Below are 21923 nucleotides of genomic sequence, written 5' to 3'. Positions count from 1 at the left end.
ACAAAAGGTGAACAAAGAACTGTCACTTTCACCCCGTACCATCAGCCGCGCGCCGGGCTCGCGCGCGGCCTGCGGGCCAGGCGGGTCGCGGCGGCCCCGCATGCCCTTCCGACCCGCAAGGACCCGCCCATGCCGCCCCTGCCCCACGCCCGACGGATACCCCCGGCGGGTGCCCGGTGATCGACTGGTTCCACGGGGCCGTCCTCGGCCTGATCCAGGGCCTCACCGAGTTCCTGCCGGTCTCCTCCAGCGCCCACCTGCGGGTCTTCTCCGCCCTGCTCGGCTGGGACGACCCGGGCGCGGCCTTCACGGCCGTCACCCAGCTCGGCACCGAGACGGCGGTGCTGATCTACTTCCGCCGGGACATCGCCTCGATCATCAAGACCTGGGCGCTGTCCCTGTTCCGGCCGGCGCTGCGCTCGGACCCGGACGCGCGGATGGGCTGGTTCGTGATCATCGGCACCCTGCCGATCGGCATCCTGGGCAAGCTGTTCCAGGACACCATCGAGACCCACCTGCGCGACCTGCGGATCATCGGCACCACGCTGATCGTCTTCGGCCTGATCCTGGCCTTCGCCGACCGAACCCGGGCCGTCCGCCACGCCCGTCCGATCACCGACCTCACGCTGCCGCACGCCGGTATCTACGGCTTCGCCCAGGCGCTGGCGCTGATCCCGGGCGTGTCCCGCTCCGGCGGCACGATCAGCGCGGGCCTGCTGCTCGGCTACAGCCGGGAGGCGGCGGCCCGCTACTCGTTCCTGCTCGCCATTCCGGCGGTGCTCGCCTCGGGGGCGCTGGAGCTGTTCAAGATCGGCGAGGGCCCGGCCCCGGCCTGGGGGCCGACCATCCTGGCCACCGTGATCGCCTTCGTGGTCGGCTACGCGGCGATCGCCTGGTTCCTGAAGTACATCTCGACCCACAGTTTTCTGCCGTTCGTGGTCTACCGGGTACTGCTCGGCATTCTGATCATCGGACTGGTCGTCGGTGGCGTCCTGGCCCCGGACGCCGGCGCGGTGAAGTAGAACCGGGTTTCAGAACCGAGGACCCGCAGAAGCGAGTGGGCCGGGACACCGACACGGTGTCCCGGCCCACTGAACGTCGAGGACCCTAACGCCCGTGCTCCCGGGCGGCGGTCAGTCGGCCGCGTACGGCGGCGTGGACCTCGGCCTCCTCGGCCGGGTCGGCGGCGAGCCTGCGCAACCGCTCCAGCACACGCGCGTCGCCCGTGGTGGCGACGTGGCGCGCGGCGAGCTCGCGTGTGGACTCCTCGCAGTCCCAGAGGCACTCGACGGCGGGCCCCTCGGGGAAGTGCACGTCGGTCGCGGCCAGTGCCTGGGCGGCGCGTCCGCGCAGTTCCGAGGAGGCGGCCTCCCCGTAGATGTGGCGCAGGACCGGTACGGCGTCGGCGGCGACCAGCCGCCCCGCACCGTCCACCAGCGACCCGAGCCCGGTACCGCTGACCCCGCGCACGGAGATCCAGCGACGCAGCCCGGCCACCACCAGCGGCGCGTCGTCCGGCTCCCCGGCGTCGGCGAGCAGCCGGACGGCGGCCTCGCCGAGCGCGCTGTCGGCACCGCCGCTGGCCGGGTCGGCCCAGCGGCGGGCGTGCGCCAGCACCTCGGGGCCGCGCATCCGGCCGAGCAGTTCCAGGGCGGCCCGGACGATCCGGTCGTCCACGTCCGCGGCGGCGGCCTCGATCAGTTCGACGGCGGCCGGGTCGCGCTGGTCGACCAGGTGGCGCAGGGCGGCCCGGCGTGCGCCGGGCAGGCCGTCGCGGGCCGCCTCCAGCAGCAGCGGACGGTCCTCCGGCCGGACCACGGCGGTCAGGCAGCGGGCGGCCGCGGCGGCGCGGCGGTCCACCGCGTCGGGGCCGGACGGCGAGTCGGTGCCGCGCGCGGGCTCCGGGCGGACGTCGGGCCTGCCGAGGAAGGCGCCGGCGCCGAGGCCGCCGAGCTCGCCCTGGTCGGCCCAGGCCAGCACGTCGGCGGTGGACCAGCCGGGGGTGACCCCGCTGCGGTTGATCTGACGTTGCCACAGGTCGAAGGGTGACTGTTCGCCGGCCGCCGCCACCCTGGGGTGGTAGGCCGCCCACAGCCGCCAGGGCCGGGGCTCGTACGCGTTGCGGATGAACTCGCGCAGCTCGGCGTCACCCTCGGGGCCCGGCGCGAAGCGGTCCAGCACGGCGGTACCGAGCAGCAGCAGGCCGCGGTCGTCGTCGCGCAGGGCGAGCTCGTCGAGGGCCCAGGACCAGTTGGCGCCGGTGGCGGCGTACTCGCGCAGCATCAGCAGCGCGTCGCGCCGGCCGTACGCGGCGAGGTGGCCCAGGACGGAAAGGGCGAGGCCGGTGCGGCTCTCGTCGTCGGTGACCAGGTCCTCGGCGGAGTGGAGGTGGTCCTCGATGCCGTCGAGGGGGGCTTCCAGCTCCATGTAGATGCGCGCGTAGTAGAGGGAGCGGCTCTCGACCTGCCAGTCCGCTCGCGGGTCCCTGGTGACGCACTCCTCCAGCGCGGCGATGGCCTCGGCACGGTCGGCGGCCAGCGCGTGGAGCTGCCCGTCACCACGGCCTCGCTGAAGGAGGCCGAGGAGGCTGGCACTGGGTGCTATCACTGGCTCGAACATGAGGTCAGCATCCGTTGCGGCGGTCGTAGTGGCAACGGGATTTCCGTCGCCGGGGTCTCTGGTCGGTACTGCGGTGGGCGCCCGGGCGCCGGAATCACCGAAGGTTACCGCCTCGGGCCCCCGTCCGCACACAGGGCGACGGAGCCTCCGGCCACAGTGGCATATGCCAGCGGAATTTTGCCTGCGTTCTGTCCAAATCGCCCCCGGGGTTGACGACGCTGTGCGACAGTCTTCTCACTGTCCGAACCACCCGCACACCGCGGGACATCCGAGCGATGGGGCCGCCATGAACATGCCCTTAGGTGCCACCCGCCCGCCGGGAGCCGTCACAGTGGACGGCGCCCCGACGGGCGGGAGCAGCGCGGTGAGCGGCGGGAGCGGCGCCACGGCCGAAGCGCCCGGCGCCGCGGGCCGAGACGGCTCCGGCGGAAACGGCGCGGGCGACGCCGACAGCGGAACGGACGGCAGAGTGGACGGCACGGCGCAGGAGCCGTCCGGCCCCTGTCTCGGCGACGGCGGCGACCACGACGCGACCGACGACGGCCTGATCGGCTCCGCCGAGTGGGACCTGCTGACCGACGGGATCCAGTGGAGCCCGGAGACCTACCTCCTCCTCGGCTGCGACCCGGAACACGGCCCGCTCAGCCTCGACCGGCTGCCCGACCGTCTCCCCGAGGGGGACCGGCCGCTGCTGCGGCGGATGATGACCGACGCCCTGGTACACGGCCGCTACGCCGCCGGCACCCTGCGGGTCCGCCGGCCCGACGGACGGCACGACGGCGTCGAGTGCGTGGGCGAGCCCCTCCTCGGCACGGACGGCACCGTCGTCGCACTGCGCATGCTGATCCGCCCGGCCCCGCCGGCCTGAACCGACGGCCCGGGCCCGGCCCTCACACCCGGGACCCCGTCAGCTCAGCCGCGGCCGGTTCTTGGCGTCCGCCGCCCTCAGCTCCCGGCCCAGCTCCTCCCGCAGTTCGTCCACCACCGGCAGCCCGCGGTACTGCGCGGTCAGCCGGTACATCTCGCGCAGCCGGTCCCAGGTCCGGTGCGAGGAGTTCTGGCCGATCAGGTTCATCACCATCTTCGCCTGGAACTGCGCCGCGTCCGGCTCGCCGGAGATCAGGTGCACCGAGGCCAGGGTGATCCGGTCGAACAGCGCCGAACGCAGCTGTCCGGTGCCCTCGCGCAGGGTGATCACCCGCTCCGCGTGCCTGCGGGCCTCGGGAGCCGCCCCCGGGTCGTGCTCGGACAGCGTGCGCAGCACCAGGGCCTGCATGCCGCGCAGTTCGGCTTCGTCGAACACCTGCATCCACGAGGGCGGCGGCTCCGGTGCCTCCTCGGTGAACAGGTCCTCGGCCTCCCCGAGAAGCCGGTAGGTGTCCTGGGAGTGTCCGATCGAGGCGTGCGCCCACGCCTCGACGGTGTTGAGCATCGCGCGCGTTCGGGGCAACAACTGCCCGCCGGCCGCCTTGGCCGCCGCCATCAGGTCGAGCGCGTCGTCGGCCCGGCCCAGGTGCACCATCTGCCGCGCGGCCCGGGAGATCGCCTCGCCGGCCCGCGGCCGGTCACCGGCCTCCTTGGCCGCGTCGGCCGCGATCATGAAGTACTTCTGGGCGGTGGGCTCCAGACCCACGTCGTGCGACATCCAGCCCGCCAGCACGGCCAGGTTGGCCGCGACCAGCCACAGCCGCTGCTCCACGGCGGGCGCGTGTCGGTGCGTCAACAGGCCGCCGACCTCGTTCAGTTGACCGACCACCGCCTTGCGCTGCAACCCGCCGCCGCGGGCGGCGTCCCAGGCCCGGAACACCTGCACCGAGTGCTCCAGCGACTCCACCTCGTCGAGCCCGACCGGGCCCGCGTCGTACACGTCCACCACCGGGCGCGCTCCGCTCCCGGTGACCACCTGTCGCGGCCCGGGGACGGAGGCCGCGTACGCGACCGCGTCCCCGCTCAGCCAGCCCTTCAGCGAGTCGGCGATGACCGCCCCGGCCGTGAGCGCGGCTCCCGCGCCCACCAATCCACGTCGGTTCAGCATGAGGTCCATTCCCGTGAACTCGGTGAGGACCGCGGCTGTTCGATCCGGCGACCATGGCACTGCTGCGGACGCTTCCGCTCCGGACCTGGTGGGCCGGTGTCGTTCCAGACCGAGGTCCTCAGTGGTGACGACACGGCCGAGCCGCTCCGTGAACACGGCCGCCAGCACCCTCGGCACCGGATCGCGCGGGATCTCCCCCTGCTCGATCCAACGCCGTACCCTCGACGTGTCGGTGGACAGCTGCAGCTGCCCCATCGCGGCACCCCGACGGTTGACCAGCCGTGCCAGCTCGCCCTTCGACCATCCGGTCAGGACGAACAGATCGGCCAGTCGGGTGTTGGGTTCCCTGCTCAACGAAGCCCCCAGGTTCCTCGGCTGATCCGAGGCTAGAGGCTCCGGCAAGTGCCAGGCGAGCATTCGCCACCGTTCGCCAGGGCCCGCCAGACTACTAAGCCAGTGCCCGACGGGTGTGTTGTAGAGGTGCGTCACCTCGTCCCCCGGGTCGGGCGGCGTCCCACCAGCGTCGGGGCTGTCCCCCGACAGTGGCACGGGGCGTTCCCGGTCCTCACCCGAGGGGGTGGCGCGGCCGGGTGGCGCGGGAGCGCCGGGCACGGCCACGGCAGTCCGGCCGACCGCATTCCCCAGGGTGCGGACGGCCGGAGCACCGCCGAACAGGGGTTCCCGACCCCACGTCCGTGCCCGGCGCCCGCGCACCACCCACCGCACCGCATGCCGTACCGCACCACCCGCAGGGCCGCCGTCACGCCAGGAAGCACACGGCACCGGCCCTCCCCCGCCCCCGCGGGGCAGCACCCGCCGACGGACCGGAAGGGACCACCCTCAGCCCATGTACTCCTCAGCGACGACCCCCACGCCCGCCGCGACCCGCCCAGCGCTGCGCCCCCCCACCGCAGCCGCCGGCCGCACCGGCCCCAGGGCGGTGCCCCCGGCGAGCCGGCCCGCGGCCCCGCGCGGCGCCGAGGGCCGGGCCGCGGACACCCGGGTCGTCCCGACCGGCCGTACGGCGCCGGGCCCCGTCGGCCGCACCGCGCTGGGGCTGCGCGCCCCCGAGACCGCCCTGCCGGCCGGTGGCCGGATGCCGCTGGCCCGGCAGGCCGACGGCCAGGTGCTGCGGGCCCGCCGGCCCGGCCAGCCCGGCGGCGGCCCGGAGCGGATCGATCCGTCGGCGCTCCAGACCCCGGCGGTCCGGGCGGCGCTCGCCAGCGTCTCGCGGATATGTCCCGCGTTCACCCCGCGTCAGGTCCTGCGCGAGGGCAGCCGCCACATCCTGGTGGCGGGCACCATCGGGCGGGCCCCGGTGGTCGCCAAGTGCCTGGCGCCGCAGGCGGTGCGGAGTGAGTACTTCGAGCAGCTGGTGGCCGACTTCCACCACGAGGTGGCGGTCTACCGGGCGTTCGTCCGGCACCGTCCGCCGGTGCGGCTGCCCCGGCTGGTGGCGGCCGACCACGACCGGTGCGTGCTGGTCATGGAGCGCGTCCCCGGGCGCCCGGCGGCCCGCGAGCGCCACCCGGTCAACGCGCCCACCCCGGGCGAGGTGCGGGCGCTGCTCACCGCGGTCCGCACGCTGAACCTGTGGCGGCCTCCGACCGACGTCTTCCAGCCGCGCCTGGACTACCAGTTGGAGATCTCCCGCTACCACTCGGTGGGCCAGCTCACCGACCGGGACGCCGGCGACCTGCGCGGCCTGCTGCACGGCCTCGGCCACACCCCGCTCCAGCTCTGCCACGGCGACGCCCTGCTCAGCAACATGCTGCTGGCGCCGTCCGGCCCGGTGCTGGTCGACTGGGAGCAGGCCGGCTGGTACCTGCCCGGCTACGACCTGGCGGTGCTCTGGAGCGTCCTGTCCGGGGACACCGCGGCGCGTCGCCAGATCAGCCAACTCGCCCAGAGCGGCGGCACGCTGGCCCGGGACGCGTTCCTGGTGAACCTGGTGCTGGTGCTGATGCGGGAGATCCGGCTGTACGACGTGCCGGGCGCCGGCGAGGAGCAGCGGATCATGATCCGTCGGCTCTACGACGACGCGGCGCTCGCTCGCCGGGCCGTCCGCGCCGCGGTCGGGACCCGCTGAGCCGCGGTCGGGCCCCCGCTGAGCCGCGGTCGGGCCCCCGCTGGGTCGCGGGAGTTCCTACGGCCGGGCGCCCCGTTCGAGGGCGGCCCGGCCGGCGGCCTCCAGGACGGTCTCGTCCGGGGCCAGGTGCACCCGGCTGCTGAGCACGTCCCGCAGGTACCGCTCCAACGGGTGACGCCGACTCAGGCCGGGGTTGCCCGTGAGGGTGACGGCCTGCTGGACCACCGCCGTCGCGGCCCGGGTGGCCAGCAGGTGCGCCGGACCGGTCCGGGCGACGGCCTCCGGCTCGCCCCGGTCCACCCGGGGGGCCAGGCCCTCGACCAGTTCCTCGGCGCCGATCAGCTGGGCCTCGATCTCGCCGAGGGCGGTCCGGTAGCGGGGCAGGGTGCCGAGCGGCTCGGTCAGGTTGGCCGGGGTGCGCTGGTTGAGGAAGCGGATCAGCCAGGCCTCGGCGGCCCGGGCGACGCCGATCGCCACCGCGGACAGGGCCAGGTCGTGCCAGGCCAGGGAGAGTTCGGCCTCGGCGTCGGCGCCCTGACGGACAGTCCGGCGACCGGCCGTCAGGCCGAGCGCGAGGTCGGCCTGCACCCGGACCCCGTTCAGCACCACGTCGTGGCTGGCGCTGGCCCGCAGCCCGAGCTGGTCCCAGGTCGGGTCGATCTCCAGGCCCTCGCTCTCGCCGCGGACCAGGAAGGTGCCGACCCTCGGCTCCTCCTCGTCGGTCCGCGCCGTCACCGCCATCCAGGCGAGCGCCTCGGCGCCGGTGCAGCACGTCTTCCGGCCCGTCAGCAGCCAGCCGTCGCCGTCCCGCCGGGCGACCGTCGCGGGCAGCTCGCTCGCCCCGGCACCGGGCTCCGCCCGCAGCGTGTTGACCAGGACCGGGCCTCGCCGGGACTCGGTGAGCAGCCGCCGGTAGCCGGCCGTCGGCCAGTCGGCCCGCCGGGCCTGCTCGGCGTGCCGGAGCAGGGTGAAGGCGGTGACCACGGCCACCGAGGCGTCCCCGCGGCCGAGTTGGGACAGCACCCGGACGGTGTCGGCGAGCGTTCCGCCCGGCCCGCGGTACCGCTCGGAGACGGTGAGGGTGAGCAGTCCGGCCTCGTGGACGGCCTCGATCCCCTGGTACGGGAAGGTCGCGTCGCGGTCGTGCTCCTCGGCGCGGGCGGCCAGCAGGTCGACCACCCGGGGAAGCCCGGCGAGGGCGGTCTCGATCGCGGTGCGGTCGGGCGCGGAACCGGCGGGGCCGGCGGACGGGGAACCGGTGGACGGGGAACCGGTGGATTCGAGATGGCCTGAATCGGACCGGTCGGAACCCGCCGTCGGCGGAGCGGTCCGGGAACGGCGTCCGGCGGAGGCGTCCTCGGCCGGAGCGTCCATGACGGGAGCCTCCTTCGCGGAGGCGCTCCTGGCCGGACGGTCGCCGACGGGGCGGTCGTCGAACGTGTGGTCCTCGGGCGAACGATCGGCGGTCGAACGGTCGGCGGCGCGGGTCGTCATGATGCTGTGCCTCCGGGCGGCAGCGTGGGCTCGGCGGATGCGGGCGGCACGCCGTACGGGCGCGCGGTACCGATTGGCGGCCCCGGAGGCCGGTTCACGGCCCGCCCCCTGGTGTCGGCGCCGACCGGGCACCCGGCCGACCGACCGCCGCCGGAGGACGAATCCCCCTCAGTGGCCCGGACACGCCGCGCTGGCTGTGCGTCGCAGGTCGAGATGCCTGCGACGGGTCAGCAGCGGAAGACGGCACGGCATGTTCGCGACTGTACGAATCGTTGATCGATACCGTCAAGCAGCGTCCGGCCACCGGGCGGAGCCGGTGGCCCCGCCGGAATCAGCCCTGCTGGAACATGTCCGCCGGAAGCGGCTTCAGCAGCTGATACAGGTCGTCCGAAATCGGTCGGTCCCAGGACGCGATGGTGACCAGGACGCCGTCGCTGCGGCCGAACTGGGCGCAGAACACGCGCTCCTCGCTGACCTTGACCTTCTTCACGATCAGCAGGTCGTCCCCGAGCATCACCGGGAAGTCCTCCGCCGAGACGAACTCGACCGGCTCGTCGTTCTCCAGCGCCGCGAGCAGCTGCCGCACCTCGAAGGGAACGCTGTCGCCGGTCTCCCGGGCGGGCGAACCCTCGGGGAGGTTGCCGATGAACATCGCCGGGCCTCTGCCGCCGAACAGGTCGTAGCGCAGGAAAATCCCCTGGCAGGAGCCGTCCGGGCCGGTCATCATGGCCGCACCGAAGTCACCGGGCCAGTCGCCCGGGTCCATCGCGAGCACGTCGAAGTCCGGGCCGGCGGGCTGTCCGGTGCGACGGCGGAGAAAAGACATGGGAACATCGTACGTGTCCGGCACACCGCGCTCGCGAGGTGGGTGGGGCGCCGCCGGGGGACGGGCGGGAGATCGACGCTCAGAGACCAATGTTGACTCTGAGCAACCGTCCGGGCTACGTTCGGTTCAGCACGACAGCCGTTCTGGGTTTCACCCTCCGGAGGGACGGCATGTCGCAACGCGGCCCTACACGCGTTTCCCTCACTGTGCACTTGTCGTGCCGAACTGCCGAGCACCCAGCTTCGTCATCGCACACAGCACAAACACACAAGCCAACAGTTCCATGCATCACAAGCCAGATCCGCGGGGCCCCGGCCCGTCGCTCCCGTGGATCTGCTCGGGACACCGCCGCGTGGGGGCGTGCGGGTCCCGAGCATCGGTGCCGTCATCCGAGTCGCTCTCGGCTTCGGCGCCAGCCTCCCGGCGACTGCCGGCCCCTCGTGGGGCCGGGACCGGCCGACGCACCCCGGTGCGCAGGGGATGACTGGGAGGATGGCCTGGCAGTACTGCCGGGCCGCACAGCAGGCGCCGTGTCTGGCCGCGTGGGGGCGGTGGGCACGGCGTCTGCCCGTGCTCATACTCTGAGCTGCGTTTGTCTAACAGTCAACAGAAATTCTGACGGGGCACGCTCAATGGATCATCACTTGTGATGTTCGGACCCGAAAGATCGTCTGCGGAGCGGACCCCCGTCGGTCGGGGCCCGGTCGGACCAGAACCGGCCTCCACGAGAGGAGTCCGGTTCGCGACGAGGGCCCGCTCCACGACGAGGGCCCGCTCCGTGATGAGCGGCCCGGCAAGCGTCGGCTCGGGCCTCAGGTGAGGTCGAACTCGCCGTCCCGGGCGCCGAGCACGAAGGCCCGCCACTCGCCCGGCGTGAAGACCAGGACCGGCCCGTCCTCCTGGCGGCCGTCCCGCATCCCGATGTAGCCGTCCACGAAGGCGATCTGCACGTCCCCGACGCCCTGGCTGCTGCACAGCCACTCCGCCCCGGTGAAGTCCACCCTGGGCTTCCCGTTCGGCGCCAGCCCCGGCTGTGCCCCGCCGGCCTCCGTGTCCGTCCCGCTGCTGGATCCCACTGACCGATCTCCTCCCGACTGCGTTCCGGGGCCAGCCTAGCCACACCGCCCGGCCCCGGTCAGCGGGTTGACGAGGACTCCTCCAGGCGGGGACGGACACCGCCGGAGGAAGGGTTGAGGCGTGTCCCGACCGGCGGGGGCGGCGGGCAGCTGCCAGAGTGCTGCCAGGACGCCGCCCAGGCACCTCCCCGCCCCGGGAGGCCCGGAAGGCCCGGAAGGGCGGGCCCGCCGGCCGTCCGGGAACCCTCGGCGGCCCCGCGCGGACCGGGCCGCCGCCGCTCGCGGACCGCCCCACCGCGCTGCTCGACTGCTCCGCTCCGCCCGACCGCTTTGCCCGAACGTTTTGCCCGAACGTTTTGCCCGAACGTTTTGCCCGAACGATCCACCCACCGATCCGCTCAAGGGAGCAGCCGATGAGCCGCCGGGACGGCACCCGCGCCGACGTCATCCCCATCTCCGACGCCCCCTCGGCCCATCCCCCCGCGCCCCGCACGCCTCCCTCGCCCACCTCGTTTCCCCGGCCGACCCCCGCCCGGCCCGCCACGCACGGGCGGGTCGGGATCGTCCTGGTCTCGCACAGCCAGGAACTGGCCACCGCCGTACGTTCCCTCGCGCTCGCGTTGACCGGATCCGACTCCCCCGCGCCGGTCGCGGCGACCGGCGGCGACCCGTCGGACGGACCGGGCATCAGCGCCGTCCTGGTGGCCGCCGCGACCCGCCGGGTGGACCAGGGCCACGGCGTGGTGGTGCTCGCCGACCTGGGCGGGGCCGTCACCACCGTCCGTACCCTGCTGTCCGACGCGGACGAGCACGGGCTGCCGTTCCCGGTCCGGTTCGCCGACGCCCCGTTCGTCGAGGGCGCGGTGGCCGCCACCGCGACCGCCACGGCGGGCGGGGACCTGGCCGCGGTGCTGGACGCGGCGGAGGAGGCCTACCGGCAGCACAAGGGCTGACCCCGCCCGGACGGGGCCGCGGTGGGCGCGGAAGGCGGGCTCAGGGGCGCTCCTTGCCCTCCCAGGTGAAGACCGCCGGGCCCTCGCACTCCAGCGCGTGGCGCAGCCGCTCGTGCTCGCTCTCGATCATCGGCGGCAACTCGTCCAGCCCGAACCAGCCGACCTCCAGCGACTCGTCGTCGTTCACCCGCGCCTCGCCGCCGACCGCGCGGCAGCGGAAGGTCAGCACCAGGTACTGCGTCACATCACCGTTCGGGTACGTGACCTGCGGCGAGACCGTGACGGAGGCGAGCAGCTCGGGCACGACCACCACCCCGGTCTCCTCCTCGCACTCGCGCACCACGCCGTCGGCGGGCTGCTCGCCGGGGTCGAGGATGCCTCCGACCGGTGCCCACCGGCCGTCGTCGGCCCGGCGGGCGAGCAGCACCCGGTCGCGGTCGTCCAGCACGACGGCGACGACGGCGCTCAGCCAGAGCGGACGGGTGCCCACGACGGCGCGGAGTTCGGCGAGGAAGGGGGGAATGGCCATGGCCGCAGCCTATCGGGGCGGTCACGGACCGACCTGGCGCGTCCGGCCGGTGTCGGGGTGCAGCAGGGCGAGCACGGTGAGCCCGAGGATGTGCAGGTCGAGCCCGAGCGAGCGGTGCTCGACGTACCAGAGGTCGAGCTCGGCCCACTCGGGACGGCTGAGCGGGCTGGACGTCCGGCCGCGGCTCAGGGCGTGCAGCTGGGCCCAGCCGGTGAGGCCCGGCCGCACCGCGAGCCGGCCGCGCTCACGGCGGGAGTAGCGCACCACCTGGTCGGGGCTGGCCGGCCGGGGTCCGATCACCCCCATCTCACCGCGCGCCACGTTCCACAGGCGTGGCAGCTCCTCCAGGCCGGTGCGGCGCAGCAGGGCGGTGAGCCGGCCGTCCCCGCCGGTCCGGAAGCGCAGGATCTGGAACTCGCGGCCGTGCCGGCCGGTCCGGGTCTGCCGCTGGAGGACCGGGCCGCTGGTGGCGCAGCGGAGCAGGGCGGCGATCAGCAGCGCCAGGGGCAGTGCGACGATCGCGGCCAGAACGGCGACGGCGAGGTCGCCACCGCGTCTCATGAGGCGGCCATGGCACGATCCGGTCTGCCGCCCATCGCTCCCCCTCCGCGGCGCCTCGAGCCGGAAGAACGCATTCACAGTAGAGGCGGGACGGAGCCTCTGTCCTGGAATGGTGAAAGAAGGGGACCCGAGATTGTCAGACTGGACGATATTCAGTCGGTCTGACCAATTTCGCTCGATCTGCCGTTTCGGAATGCCGAGAGCGATCGACGTAACGGGTGGGGGGATCGTCCGGACGGAACCCGCCCACCGTACGGCCGGCGTGCCGGCCGGGGTGCCGTCAGAGCGCGGCGCGGCGCCGGTCGCGGATCACGCCGAAGGCGATCCGGCCGAGCAGCAGGACGCCCGCCGCCAGACAGCCGGCCACCGCCATCGCCCAGGCCGGCCCGTCACTGTCCGGAACGAACACGGCCACGACGATGCCGAGCGCCAGGCAGGCCAGGCCCACCACGGCCAGCGGGAGCTGGTGGGTGACCAGGGCTCCACCGCTGCACGCACGAGCCATCCGGGAGGCCCCGTGGAGGTCGAGGGGGTCACGGTCCGCATCTGCCATGAGGCCAAGGTACCCCGGGGCAGCGCGAGCGGCAGCCCGCGGGGAGTGAAGGCGTGAACACCCTGCGCAACCGGGAGATCCGGCTGGTCAGGGGCTCGTCGGCGCCTCCCCGAAGTGTGTCCGAGACGTCCGCGCGGGCATTCCGGCTCCACAATCAGTCCACGAAAAATCCTCGTCCCCCCGGTACAACCATCCGTCCGGTGCAGCGGTCTCAATGGCATTGAGTGATCCAGGAGCCGTTCGAGGGACGGGTGTGAACCCCCCACCGAGAACAGGAATATCCAGGGACGGAGCCTCCGCCCCTGGAGTCGGAGGCCGGGCTCCGTCCTCCGGCGGTACCGCCACGCCGCTCGGCGAACGAGGGGGAACCGTGCCGCAGTCCCAGTCCAGTACATCGACCTCCATGGCCCGCGCCCGGCCGGCACCCGGCGTGCGCGCGCTGCCTCCGCCCGTCGGGTGCGCGGCGGACCGGCACGACACCGGCCGGCCCACCGGCCGCCTGCACGGCGAGCATCTGCACAACGAGCTTCTTCACGGCGAGCGCCGGCATGGCGAGCACCGCCAGGGCACGCACCGGGACGGCGGGGGCCGTCACCGGGCGGCCGTCGATACGGAACAGCAGGACGCTCGGGGCGAATGGCTGCGGTTCGCCCCCGTCCAGCCGCTGTTCCGAGCCCTGGCCGCCCAGCGGCTCGCCGTGCTCGCGTACCACGGGGTGACCGACCACCGCTCCTTCGGCGCCCAGCTCGACCGGCTCCAGCGGCTCGCCACGCCCGTCTCGCTCGACGCGGTTCTCCAAGCCGTGACCGAGCGGCGCCCGCTGCCGCCCCGGAGCGTCCTGGTCACCTTCGACGACGCCGACCGGAGCGTGCTCACCCACGCCCTGCCGGCCCTCGACGCCCGGGGCATTCCGGCCACCGCGTTCGTCATCTCGGAGCTCATCGGCACCGAGCGGCCGTTCTGGTGGCACGAGGCCGACTTCCTCGCCCGGCACGGGGGCCGGGCCCGCTCACTCGACTGCGGACACCCGTCCCAGCTGCTCCGACGGCTCAAGGCCATGCCGGACCCGGACCGCCGGCGCAGCCTGCACGAGCTACGGGTCAGCGCCGACCGCCGACCGCCCCGCCAGGAGCAGCTGACCCCGGGCGACCTCCTCGCCCTGCGGGACGGGGGCGTCGCCATCGGCAACCACACCCAGGGGCACCCGTGCCTCGGGCGCTGTGACGACGACACCGTGCGCGCCGAGATCACCGGCGCCCACGAAGCCCTCACCCGCTGGCTGGGCGAACCACCGATCGCCTTCGCCTACCCGGACGGCGGCCACGACGTCCGCGCTGAAACCGTCCTGCAGGAGCTCGGCTACCGCCTCGGCTTCCTCTCCGACCACCGCCTGGGCCCCCGGCTCCCCTCCCATCCCCTCCAGATCAGCCGCCTCCAGGTCGACTCCACCACCAGCACCCGCCGCTTCGACACCATCCTCTCCGGCCTCGAACCCGCCTACCGCCGCTGGCGCCGCCAGGCCGTCGCGTAGCACGGACAACGCCTCCGCCGTTGCGTGGGAAGTCGGCTGGGCCGACTTCCCGTGCGCGGGCAGCGACCCGGCACGCAACCACCAGGGGCTTCGGCGAACGAGCCGCGCAGCCATTGCGCCCGAGCACGGCGCAGGAAGTCGAACTGGTCGACTTCTCATGCGCCGCCAGAAAGCCCATGCGGCCACTGCGCGAGAAGTCAGCCGGGCCGACTTCTCGCGCGGGCAGGGCCCCGGCAGGTGGCCAAGGCCTTCGGAGGACGGACTGCACAGCCTGCCGCCCGCGGGCCGTGCCGCAAGTCGACCGGGCCGCCCCCGGCGTGCTGCGGGGAAGTCGATGCAGTCGCACGAAAAGTCGGCCGGGCCGACTTCTCGTGCGCGAGGGCCGGTCGGGCGGCCGGCAGCTTTCGGGGGCGGGCTCCGCAGAGATGGCGTCCGGAGGCAATGCTGGAAGCCGGCCGAGCCGACCTCCTGCGTATTGCCGGGGAGTCGACCTGTCGACTTCTGCTCGTGTCAGCCGATGAGGGTGGCGAGGGTGTTGCCCTGGGGGTAGAGGGCGGCAACCGGGGGGAGGTTGGCGGGGGCGCCGGCGTGGAGGACGGTGAGGGTACCGGTGCCGGTCCGGGTGGGGTCGGCGACGCGGCGGAGGGCCTGGGCGGCGACGGCGTCGGCGGAGCCGTACAGGGTGAGCGCCGGGGAGGCGGTCGGGGCGACGGCGGCGCGGATGCGGTCGTCGACGAGTTCGTAGTGGGTGCAGCCGAGCACGATGACGTCGGTGCCGGCCGGTGTCCGGGCGGCGGCGTCGGCGATGGCGGCCGTGATGGCCTCGTCATCGCCGTGCTCGACCGCGTCCGCGAGGCCCGGGCAGGCGACCTCGGTGATGTCCGCCGAACCGCCGAAGTCGTGGATCAGCCCGCGCTGGTAAGCGCTGCCGGTGGTGGCCGGGGTGGCCCAGATGGCTACCCGGCCGCCCTGCGCTGCGGCGGGCTTGATCGCCGGGACGGTGCCGATCACCGGCAGCCCGGGCTCCAGCTCGGCCCGCAGGGTGGCGAGCGCGTGCACGGAGGCGGTGTTGCAGGCGATCACCAGCGCGTCGGGTTCGAGCGCGGCGGCGGCCCGGCAGCAGCCGAGGGCCAGCTCGGTGACCTCTTCCGGCGTACGGGGCCCCCACGGCATCGAGGCCGGGTTGGAAGAGAGCACCAGATCCACGTCCGGACGCAGCTTCCGAAGGGCGGCAGCGGCGGCCAGCAGGCCGATTCCGGAGTCCATCAGTGCGATCTTCACGGGTCAAGACTTTAGTCGATCCGCCCGGCCCGCCCGGTTCTGCGGCAGACTGCCGGGGTGACCGTCCTGCTGTGGATCGCCGCGTTCTCCCTGCTGGTCTGGCTCTGGCTGGCGTGCTGCCACGGCTCGTTCTGGCGCACCGACGTACGGCTGCCGCCGCGTCGTCCGCCGGTCCGCTGGCCGCAGGCGGCGATCGTGGTGCCGGCCCGGGACGAGGCTTCGGTGCTCCCGGTGAGCCTGCCGACGCTGCTCGCGCAGAAGTACCCGGGGCGGGCCCGGGTGATCCTGGTGGACGACCACAGTTCGGACGGCACCGGCACGCTGGCGGCGGAGCTGCGGACGGCCGACGGGCTGAAGCTGACCGTCACCACCCCTCCCCCGTTGCCGCCGGGCTGGACCGGCAAGCTGTGGGCACTGCGGCACGGCGTGGCGCTGGCCGGGCCGGACGTCGAGTACCTGCTGCTGACGGACGCCGACATCGCGCACGGCCCGGACTCGCTGGCCGAGCTGGTGGCCGCCGCCGAGAGCAACGGGCTGGACCTGGTGTCACAGATGGCCCGGCTGCGGGTGGAGACCGGCTGGGAGCGGCTGATCGTGCCGGCCTTCGTGTACTTCTTCGCCCAGCTGTACCCGTTCCGCCGGAGCAACCGCCCGGGTGCCCGGACGGCGGCCGCGGCCGGCGGCTGCTCGCTGGTGCGGCGGGAGGCCCTGGAGCGGGCGGGCGGGGTGGCGGCGATCCGCGGTGCGGTGATCGACGACGTGTCGCTGGCCCGGGCGGTGAAGTCCACCGGCGGCCGGACCTGGCTGGGCCTGGCCGGCGACGTGGACAGCGTGCGCCCGTACCCACGGCTGGAACAGCTGTGGCGGATGGTGTCACGCAGTGCGTACGCCCAGCTCAGGCACTCGCCGCTGCTGCTGTTCGGGACGGTGCTGGGGCTGGCGCTGGTGTACCTGGTCCCGCCGGTGGCGACGGTGGCCGGGCTGGCGGCGGGGGTGCCGGCGGTGGCGGCCGCGGGCGGGGCGGCGTGGACACTGATGGCGGGCACGTACCTGCCGATGGTCCGGTACTACGGGCAGCCGGCCGCGGCCGTTCTGCTGCTGCCGTTCACCGCGGGGCTGTACCTGCTGATGACGGTGGACTCGGCGGTGCAGCACTGGCGCGGCCGGGGCGCGGCGTGGAAGGGCCGCACCTACTCCCGGGCCTGAGAAACCCCCTGCACGGCGGGCCGCCCCGATCCATACTGCTCGGATGGACCGTCAGCAGATCTCCCGCCTCGCCCATGCCCACCACCCGATCGCGGCCCCCCTGGCGGACGAGTCGGTGGCCCGGCTGCTGGACCGCGCCACCGCCGGGACGGAACGGGGCCGGGCGCTTGACCTCGGTTGCGGTGAGGGCGCCTGGCTGCTCCGGGCGCTGGCCGCCCGCCCGGACTGGCAGGCGGTGGGCGTGGACCTGGACGCGGCGGCGCTGACCCTGGCCCGGGAGACCGCGACCGCACTCGGCGTGGTCCGCCGGATCGGCCTGCACCACCTGGACGCACGGGAGTTCACCACGAAGGAGCCCTTCGACCTGGTGCTGTGCGTCGGCGCCACCCACGCCTTCGACGGTCTGCTGCCGACGCTCGCCGCGGCCCGGGAACTGCTGGCCCCCGGCGGCCGGCTGCTGGTCGGCGAGGGGTTCTGGCAGCGCGAGCCGTCGCAGGCGACGCTGGACGGGCTGGGCGCGGTCCGGGAGGACTTCGCGGATCTGGCGACGACCACCGACCGGGTCCTCGCGGACGGCTGGACACCGGTGTTCGGGCACGTCAGCACCGAACAGGAGTGGGACGACTACGAGTTCTCCTGGACGGGCTCGCTGGCCGAGTGGGCGCTGGACCACCCGGACCACCCGGACGCGGCAGCCGCCCGGGAGGCCGCGGACCGGCACCGCACCGGGTGGCTGCACGGCTACCGGGGGACGCTCGGCTTCGTCACGTACCTGCTGCGCCGCGGCTGATGCGACCGAAGCGGTAGAAACGGCAGAAACGGCTGAAACAGCAGAAGCGGTCGAAACAGCCAAGCCGCCTGCCGGGCAGGGCACATGAGCAAGCTGATCCGATGTCACGACAAGGGCCGGGAGCGCAGGCTCAGCGGCTGTGTTCCTGCTCCTGCCGCACCAGGCGGTCGAGCACCTCGGGCATCGCCTCGACCCCACCGGCCAGGGTCGGCGAGGTGCGGTACTCCCCCTGGATCACGACCGTCGGCAGCTCGTTGATGCCGTAGCGGGTGAAGGCGGCGGCGGCCTCGTCGACCGACTGGTTCACCGCGGCGGAGCGGTACGTCCGGCCGAACGCCTGGCCGTCGACGCCCTGGCGCACGGCCCAGTCGGTGGCGGTGGCCTCGGTGGTGACGTCGAGCCCCTCGTCGCGCACGGCCCGGAAGGCGCCGACCTGGAGGCGGTCGACCAGGCCGAGGTGCTCCAGCGTGTAGTACAGCCGGGCGTGGGCACGCTGCACGGCCTCGTCCCGGCTGCCGGGCCAGACGGCCGGGACGCGACGCAGCGCGACATCGGCGCGATGCTTCTCCGCCCAGGCCCGCAAGGGCTGTTCGAGCGCCTGGGAGTGACTGCAGTCGTACCAGAAGAACTCGACCGCCTCGGTCAGGGCGCTCTCGCGCACCGGTTGCGGGTGGTCGAGCTTGACGAACTGGACACCCCCGAAGAGGACTTGGTGGGTCGTCGCGCCGGCCTGGACGGGGGACGCGGCAATCCCGACGGCGACGGCGAGCAGGACGGTGGACCGCAGCAGCGACTTCGAGTTCACACCGGGCAGTGTGCTGGCGACGGCTCGTTACCGACCGGTTGCTCAGGCACGGGCCGTGCCGGATTCGTCCGGACGGCGCAGCCGGGCCTCGCCCGGGGACGGAGCCGACCACCGACGGGGTCGATGCGGTCAGCGGGCGCCCTCCGTGCCCGCCGTCCAGACCTCCGCGACCAGTTGCTGCCAGGCGTCCACGACGGCACCCAGTTCGAAGTGCTCCAGCGCGTGCGCCCGGGCCGCCGCACCGAGGCCCGCCCGGTTGACGGCGAGCACCTTGCCCAGTGCCTCGGCGAGGGCGAGCGGGTCCCCGGGGGCGACCAGCGCACCGGTCGCACCGTCCTGGACCACCTCGCGCACCCAGCCGACGTCGGTGGCCACCGCGGGCACCCCGGCCAGTGCCGCCTCGATCAGCGCACCGGGCACCCCCTCGCTGTCGCTGGTCAGCAGCAGCGCGTCGGCGGCACGGTAGAGCGGGACCGGGTCGGGCAGCGGGCCGAGGAAATGGGCGCGGGCGGCGGCCGGGTGGCGGGCCAGCGTCTCGCGCAGTGGTCCGTCCCCGGCGACGGCGAGCCGGACGTCGGGCAGCCGGTCGAGCACGTCGAGGGCGAGGTCGAGCCGCTTCTCCGGAGCTATCGCCCCGATCCAGGCAACCAGCAGCACGTCGGCCGGAAGGCCCAGCGCGTGCCGCGCCGCGCGCCGGTCGTCCCGGCCGTCGGCGGGCGGATAGCTTTCGGCCGCGCGGGAGTTGGGGATCACGTGCACCTTGCCCTCGGGCAGCTGGAACTGCTCCTCCAGGACGTCGCGCGCCTCGTCGGTGAGAGTGGTGACGGCGGCCGCGCGGTGCATCAGCGCGCCGCCGCGCACCCGGCGCAGCCGGTTGGCGGTCCAGTAGCGCGGGTGGCCGACCGAGACGTAGACGAAGGGCGTACCGGTCCCGGCCAGGGCGAGGGCGCAGGCGGCCAGGGTGTCCGAGCCGTGTGCGAGCACCACGTCGGCGGCGCGCGCGGCGGAGCGCAACGCCCGCAGCGTGCTCGGGTGCAGCCGGCCGGGGCCCAGCACGGCGGCGGAGCGCAGCCCGGAGACGGCGGAGCAACCGGCGGCGCCCCGACCCACGGACTCGGAGTCGTCGCCCGCGGACTCGGCGCCCCGGCCCGCGGCGCCGGGGCCCGGGCCTGCGGAATCCGGGCCGGCCTCGGCGGGCCCGGAATGGACGGCCGGATGCGGGGCGAGGGCGCACAGCGCGGAGGGCTGCCCCCGGCGGTTCAGTTCCCGGTGGAGGTCACGGGCGAAGTTCTGTGCGCCGCCACGGCGTGAGTCGCTGATCAGATGCAGGACACGCGGACGGTTTCCGGCCGGATCGGCCGACAAATGGTCGGGCATGGACCGACCTTGGCACAGTGCTCCGCCCGGTACATCCCCTTCGCGCAACCTGATGGTGGCCCATCCGCCCGCACTTGTACACCCGATGTGCTCCACAGGGCCGCCGTCGTGCGCCGGTTGCGACCGCCGTGCGCCCCGTCTCGCCCCCTGCCGCGCTCCGGTCCACCCTGTCGCGCCGGGTCGGCGCCGCCCCGGATCGGCTCGTGCCGGTGTCACATGCGACGTCACACCGTCGAGTCACCCGGGCTGTTCGACCGCCGAAAGGCCGGTACGCGGAGCGCCCCCGCCCCGGCGGGCCGGTGGACGCCGGGGCGGGGGCGGTTACGCGGTTCGGGTGAACGCGGTTGGACCTCGGCCCGGGCCGCTCGGCAGGATGTCCGGCCGGGGCGGCACCCGCCGTGCCGCCCCATCTCCCCTTCCCCGTACGGATTTGGAGTCGCCCGGTGTTCAAGGGATTCCGCAGCTTCCTGCTGCGCGGGAACGTGGTGGACCTCGCGGTCGGCATCGTGATCGGCGCGGCCTTCACCGCCGTCGTCACCGGGTTCGTCAGCGCCTTCCTCACCCCGCTCGTCGGCGTCGCGTCCGGTGCCGTCGGCGACTTCACCCAGAAGACCTTCGAGGTGGCCGGCACCCGGTTCCCGTACGGCGTCTTCGTCAACGCGGTCATCGGCTTCGTGCTGACCGCGGCCGTCATCTACTTCGCCGTGGTGCTGCCGGTCGGCAAGCTCCAGGACCGCTTCCAATCGGCCAGGCCCGAGCCGGCCGCGAAGACCGACTGCCCGGAGTGCCTGAGCTCCATCCCGGCCGCCGCGACCCGGTGCTCCTTCTGCACCTCCGAGGTCCGCAAGCCTGGCCTGCCCGCTCAGGCCCAGGCGCTCCGGTCGCACTGACCGCCGGCCCCGGGCCGACAGCGCAGGTCGCGGGCCTGAACCGAATGCCCGAAGAGCTGACGGGAACTTTATTCCCGAAACATTCACGAGCCCCCGCCGTCCCCTCGGCAGGGGCTCGAATGCGCCCGCGCACGCCCATCCGGAAAAAGTTTCTCCGCAGGGCCCCCAACCGGCTACCGGCCGTTCGCCACAAGGCCTTCCGGAGGCTCCGTCCGGCCGCTGTTCGATCACTGACGGGGCGCCAGGACTGTCCGGAAACGGACGCCGGAATGTCCGGCTTTCCTACTTTCGAAACCTTTGTGCGAGCGAAGACTGTGTAAACACTCGAACTGCTCCCCCTCCCGCTCTCCTCAGCAGGCGCGTTGTGGGCTTACCGTATGCCCCATGACCTCGCCCCGCTCCTACGACGGAGTCGGCTACCCCTCTCCGTCCTTCTCCTCCGGCACGCCGATCTACGACAGCCTCGTGGCTGAGCGCGGCGTCCCCCAGATCGCGCCCATCAACGTGCCGGCCGCCCTGCCGCCGGCCCTGTCGTCCGGTTACGGATCCGGCCTCGGCCCGTCCCACGAGAACCGCTACGGCAACGGGTACGAGAGTGCCGGCAGCAACCTCCCCGCGCTGCCGCCCGCCCGCCTCGCCCTGGGCCCCGGCCCGAGCAGCGGCCCCTCCGCCGGCCCCGCCACGGCGTACATCCCCGCGCAGCCCGCGCCGGCGTACGCCTCCCCCCAGCCGCCGGTCCCCGGCTACGGCGCCCCCCAGCCGTACCAGCGACCGCAGCCCGGCGCCCCGGCCTTCGCCCAGGCCTCCGGCGGCGGCTACCAGCCGACCGGCGGCCAGAGCTTCGGCGGCCAGAACACCTTCATCGGTGCCCAGGGCGGCCCCCAGACCTTCGGCGCGCAGCCGGCCGGCGGCCCGGGCGGTTTCGGCCAGGGCCAGCCCGCCGGTCCGCAGAGCCTCGGCGGCCAGCAGTCCTTCGGCGGCCCGGCCGTCGGCGGCCCCGGCTTCCAGGGCCCGGGCGGCGACCAGTCCTTCGGTGGCGCCCAGCTGCGCCCGGCCATGGCGCCGGTCCGCCCGATGCAGCCTCAGCGCCCGGGCCCGTACGGCGAGCCCGGCCAGTTCCAGGGTGGCTACCAGCCGCAGGGCCAGGGCTACTGAACCACTGACACCCCGCGGCCCCCCACGCGGCCCGCACCCGCACCACCTGAGCACCACCCGGCGCCCCCCGTACGCCGGGCGAACGGAGAAACGGGTCATCCACGGACCGCCCGGAACGCCCCCCACGGCGTCCGGGCGGTCCGTGCGCATACG

General features: G+C 74.1%; 21 protein-coding genes. 9 read left to right on the top strand and 12 right to left on the bottom strand.

Translation table 11 applies throughout. The annotated features are described in order from the left end of the window. The first annotated feature begins 179 nt into the window (after window positions 1–179). Complete coding sequence (locus tag ACIRRH_RS37630; RefSeq protein ID WP_403076768.1) at window positions 180–1022, top strand: undecaprenyl-diphosphate phosphatase; 843 nt, start codon at window positions 180–182, stop codon at window positions 1020–1022. Window positions 1023–1107: 85 nt separating this feature from the next. On the opposite strand, the gene ACIRRH_RS37625 is transcribed toward ACIRRH_RS37630, so the two are convergent. Beyond that, window positions 1108–2619: a HEAT repeat domain-containing protein gene (locus ACIRRH_RS37625; RefSeq protein ID WP_403076692.1), complete on the bottom strand. Its 1512-nt coding sequence runs from the start codon at window positions 2617–2619 to the stop codon at window positions 1108–1110. 364 nt (window positions 2620–2983) lie between these two features. Between ACIRRH_RS37625 and ACIRRH_RS37620 the strand changes: the two genes are divergently transcribed. Then, window positions 2984–3487, top strand: coding sequence for a hypothetical protein (locus tag ACIRRH_RS37620; protein ID WP_403076689.1), 504 nt, complete (start codon window positions 2984–2986; stop codon window positions 3485–3487). Between the two features lie 39 nt (window positions 3488–3526). Here the strand turns inward: ACIRRH_RS37620 and ACIRRH_RS37615 are convergent, their stop codons facing one another. Then, a complete protein-coding gene (locus ACIRRH_RS37615; RefSeq protein WP_403076686.1) occupies window positions 3527–5008 on the bottom strand; it encodes a hypothetical protein in 1482 nt (493 codons plus the stop codon). A 742-nt stretch (window positions 5009–5750) separates the two neighbouring features. Between ACIRRH_RS37615 and ACIRRH_RS37610 the strand changes: the two genes are divergently transcribed. Then, a complete protein-coding gene (locus ACIRRH_RS37610) occupies window positions 5751–6743 on the top strand; it encodes an aminoglycoside phosphotransferase family protein (protein WP_224281179.1) in 993 nt (330 codons plus the stop codon). Between the two features lie 57 nt (window positions 6744–6800). Here ACIRRH_RS37610 and ACIRRH_RS37605 read toward each other — a convergent pair whose 3' ends face one another. From ACIRRH_RS37605 to ACIRRH_RS37590, 4 genes are all read right to left on the bottom strand, one after another. Further along, window positions 6801–8237 carry an acyl-CoA dehydrogenase family protein gene (locus tag ACIRRH_RS37605; RefSeq protein WP_403076684.1) on the bottom strand — a complete coding sequence of 479 codons (1437 nt, stop codon included), beginning with the start codon at window positions 8235–8237 and terminating at the stop codon, window positions 6801–6803. 168 nt (window positions 8238–8405) lie between these two features. Next, on the bottom strand, window positions 8406–8489 hold the full coding sequence (locus tag ACIRRH_RS37600; protein ID WP_387629966.1) for a putative leader peptide: 84 nt from the start codon (window positions 8487–8489) through the stop codon (window positions 8406–8408). Between the two features lie 79 nt (window positions 8490–8568). Further along, complete coding sequence (locus tag ACIRRH_RS37595) at window positions 8569–9063, bottom strand: hypothetical protein (protein ID WP_224281170.1); 495 nt, start codon at window positions 9061–9063, stop codon at window positions 8569–8571. Between the two features lie 812 nt (window positions 9064–9875). Next, window positions 9876–10088 carry a DUF397 domain-containing protein gene (locus tag ACIRRH_RS37590; protein WP_181970881.1) on the bottom strand — a complete coding sequence of 71 codons (213 nt, stop codon included), beginning with the start codon at window positions 10086–10088 and terminating at the stop codon, window positions 9876–9878. A 464-nt stretch (window positions 10089–10552) separates the two neighbouring features. Here ACIRRH_RS37590 and ACIRRH_RS37585 point away from each other — a divergent pair, with 464 nt between their 5' ends. Then, window positions 10553–11092, top strand: coding sequence for a PTS-dependent dihydroxyacetone kinase phosphotransferase subunit DhaM (locus ACIRRH_RS37585; RefSeq protein WP_403076681.1), 540 nt, complete (start codon window positions 10553–10555; stop codon window positions 11090–11092). A 40-nt stretch (window positions 11093–11132) separates the two neighbouring features. On the opposite strand, the gene ACIRRH_RS37580 is transcribed toward ACIRRH_RS37585, so the two are convergent. The 3 genes from ACIRRH_RS37580 to ACIRRH_RS37570 all read right to left on the bottom strand — a co-directional run bounded on the left by ACIRRH_RS37580 (window position 11133) and on the right by ACIRRH_RS37570 (window position 12735). Beyond that, complete coding sequence (locus ACIRRH_RS37580) at window positions 11133–11621, bottom strand: NUDIX domain-containing protein (protein WP_355260830.1); 489 nt, start codon at window positions 11619–11621, stop codon at window positions 11133–11135. Between the two features lie 21 nt (window positions 11622–11642). Then, window positions 11643–12182: a sugar transferase gene (locus ACIRRH_RS37575; protein ID WP_403076679.1), complete on the bottom strand. Its 540-nt coding sequence runs from the start codon at window positions 12180–12182 to the stop codon at window positions 11643–11645. A gap of 280 nt (window positions 12183–12462) precedes the next feature. Continuing rightward, window positions 12463–12735 (bottom strand): hypothetical protein, encoded by a 273-nt coding sequence (locus ACIRRH_RS37570; RefSeq protein ID WP_224281173.1) that lies wholly within the window; start codon window positions 12733–12735, stop codon window positions 12463–12465. A 370-nt stretch (window positions 12736–13105) separates the two neighbouring features. Between ACIRRH_RS37570 and ACIRRH_RS37565 the strand changes: the two genes are divergently transcribed. Continuing rightward, window positions 13106–14266: a polysaccharide deacetylase family protein gene (locus ACIRRH_RS37565; protein WP_403076676.1), complete on the top strand. Its 1161-nt coding sequence runs from the start codon at window positions 13106–13108 to the stop codon at window positions 14264–14266. 510 nt (window positions 14267–14776) lie between these two features. On the opposite strand, the gene ACIRRH_RS37560 is transcribed toward ACIRRH_RS37565, so the two are convergent. Beyond that, the gene (locus ACIRRH_RS37560; protein ID WP_403076675.1) at window positions 14777–15547 is read right to left on the bottom strand and encodes a glutamate racemase; all 771 of its coding nucleotides are present in this window, start codon (window positions 15545–15547) and stop codon (window positions 14777–14779) included. A gap of 69 nt (window positions 15548–15616) precedes the next feature. Between ACIRRH_RS37560 and ACIRRH_RS37555 the strand changes: the two genes are divergently transcribed. Next, window positions 15617–16753: a glycosyltransferase gene (locus tag ACIRRH_RS37555; RefSeq protein ID WP_403076765.1), complete on the top strand. Its 1137-nt coding sequence runs from the start codon at window positions 15617–15619 to the stop codon at window positions 16751–16753. 43 nt (window positions 16754–16796) lie between these two features. Further along, a complete protein-coding gene (locus ACIRRH_RS37550; protein ID WP_403076672.1) occupies window positions 16797–17543 on the top strand; it encodes an SAM-dependent methyltransferase in 747 nt (248 codons plus the stop codon). Between the two features lie 130 nt (window positions 17544–17673). Here ACIRRH_RS37550 and ACIRRH_RS37545 read toward each other — a convergent pair whose 3' ends face one another. Together ACIRRH_RS37545 and ACIRRH_RS37540 are read right to left on the bottom strand one after the other, a co-directional pair. After that, window positions 17674–18348 (bottom strand): thiol:disulfide interchange protein DsbA/DsbL, encoded by a 675-nt coding sequence (locus ACIRRH_RS37545; protein ID WP_403076670.1) that lies wholly within the window; start codon window positions 18346–18348, stop codon window positions 17674–17676. Between the two features lie 129 nt (window positions 18349–18477). After that, a complete protein-coding gene (locus ACIRRH_RS37540) occupies window positions 18478–19725 on the bottom strand; it encodes a glycosyltransferase family 4 protein (protein WP_403076667.1) in 1248 nt (415 codons plus the stop codon). 443 nt (window positions 19726–20168) lie between these two features. On the opposite strand from ACIRRH_RS37540, the gene mscL reads away from it, so the two are divergent. Together mscL and ACIRRH_RS37530 are read left to right on the top strand one after the other, a co-directional pair. Then, window positions 20169–20615 carry a large conductance mechanosensitive channel protein MscL gene (mscL, locus tag ACIRRH_RS37535; RefSeq protein WP_403076664.1) on the top strand — a complete coding sequence of 149 codons (447 nt, stop codon included), beginning with the start codon at window positions 20169–20171 and terminating at the stop codon, window positions 20613–20615. A 384-nt stretch (window positions 20616–20999) separates the two neighbouring features. Then, window positions 21000–21770: a hypothetical protein gene (locus ACIRRH_RS37530; RefSeq protein WP_403076661.1), complete on the top strand. Its 771-nt coding sequence runs from the start codon at window positions 21000–21002 to the stop codon at window positions 21768–21770. The last annotated feature ends 153 nt before the right edge of the window (window positions 21771–21923 follow it).

Origin of the sequence: Kitasatospora sp. NPDC101235 (assembly GCF_044767505.1) — a bacterium.
Classification (GTDB): domain Bacteria; phylum Actinomycetota; class Actinomycetes; order Streptomycetales; family Streptomycetaceae; genus Kitasatospora.
Note: the sequence above shows the minus strand (reverse complement) of the source record. Positions and strands in the feature narration are given on the sequence as shown.

Excerpts from the sequence above, each read along its gene's own strand:
- ACIRRH_RS37625 (WP_403076692.1), bottom strand. The coding sequence starts at position 2,619 with ATGTTCGAGCCAGTGATAGCACCCAGTGCCAGCCTCCTCGGCCTCCTT.
- ACIRRH_RS37610 (WP_224281179.1), top strand. The coding sequence starts at position 5,751 with ATGCCGCTGGCCCGGCAGGCCGACGGCCAGGTGCTGCGGGCCCGCCGG.
- ACIRRH_RS37605 (WP_403076684.1), bottom strand. The coding sequence starts at position 8,237 with ATGACGACCCGCGCCGCCGACCGTTCGACCGCCGATCGTTCGCCCGAG.
- ACIRRH_RS37600 (WP_387629966.1), bottom strand. The coding sequence starts at position 8,489 with ATGCCGTGCCGTCTTCCGCTGCTGACCCGTCGCAGGCATCTCGACCTG.
- ACIRRH_RS37595 (WP_224281170.1), bottom strand. The coding sequence starts at position 9,063 with ATGTCTTTTCTCCGCCGTCGCACCGGACAGCCCGCCGGCCCGGACTTC.
- ACIRRH_RS37585 (WP_403076681.1), top strand. The coding sequence starts at position 10,553 with ATGAGCCGCCGGGACGGCACCCGCGCCGACGTCATCCCCATCTCCGAC.
- ACIRRH_RS37580 (WP_355260830.1), bottom strand. The coding sequence starts at position 11,621 with ATGGCCATTCCCCCCTTCCTCGCCGAACTCCGCGCCGTCGTGGGCACC.
- ACIRRH_RS37575 (WP_403076679.1), bottom strand. The coding sequence starts at position 12,182 with ATGAGACGCGGTGGCGACCTCGCCGTCGCCGTTCTGGCCGCGATCGTC.
- ACIRRH_RS37570 (WP_224281173.1), bottom strand. The coding sequence starts at position 12,735 with ATGGCAGATGCGGACCGTGACCCCCTCGACCTCCACGGGGCCTCCCGG.
- ACIRRH_RS37550 (WP_403076672.1), top strand. The coding sequence starts at position 16,797 with ATGGACCGTCAGCAGATCTCCCGCCTCGCCCATGCCCACCACCCGATC.
- ACIRRH_RS37540 (WP_403076667.1), bottom strand. The coding sequence starts at position 19,725 with ATGCCCGACCATTTGTCGGCCGATCCGGCCGGAAACCGTCCGCGTGTC.
- ACIRRH_RS37530 (WP_403076661.1), top strand. The coding sequence starts at position 21,000 with ATGACCTCGCCCCGCTCCTACGACGGAGTCGGCTACCCCTCTCCGTCC.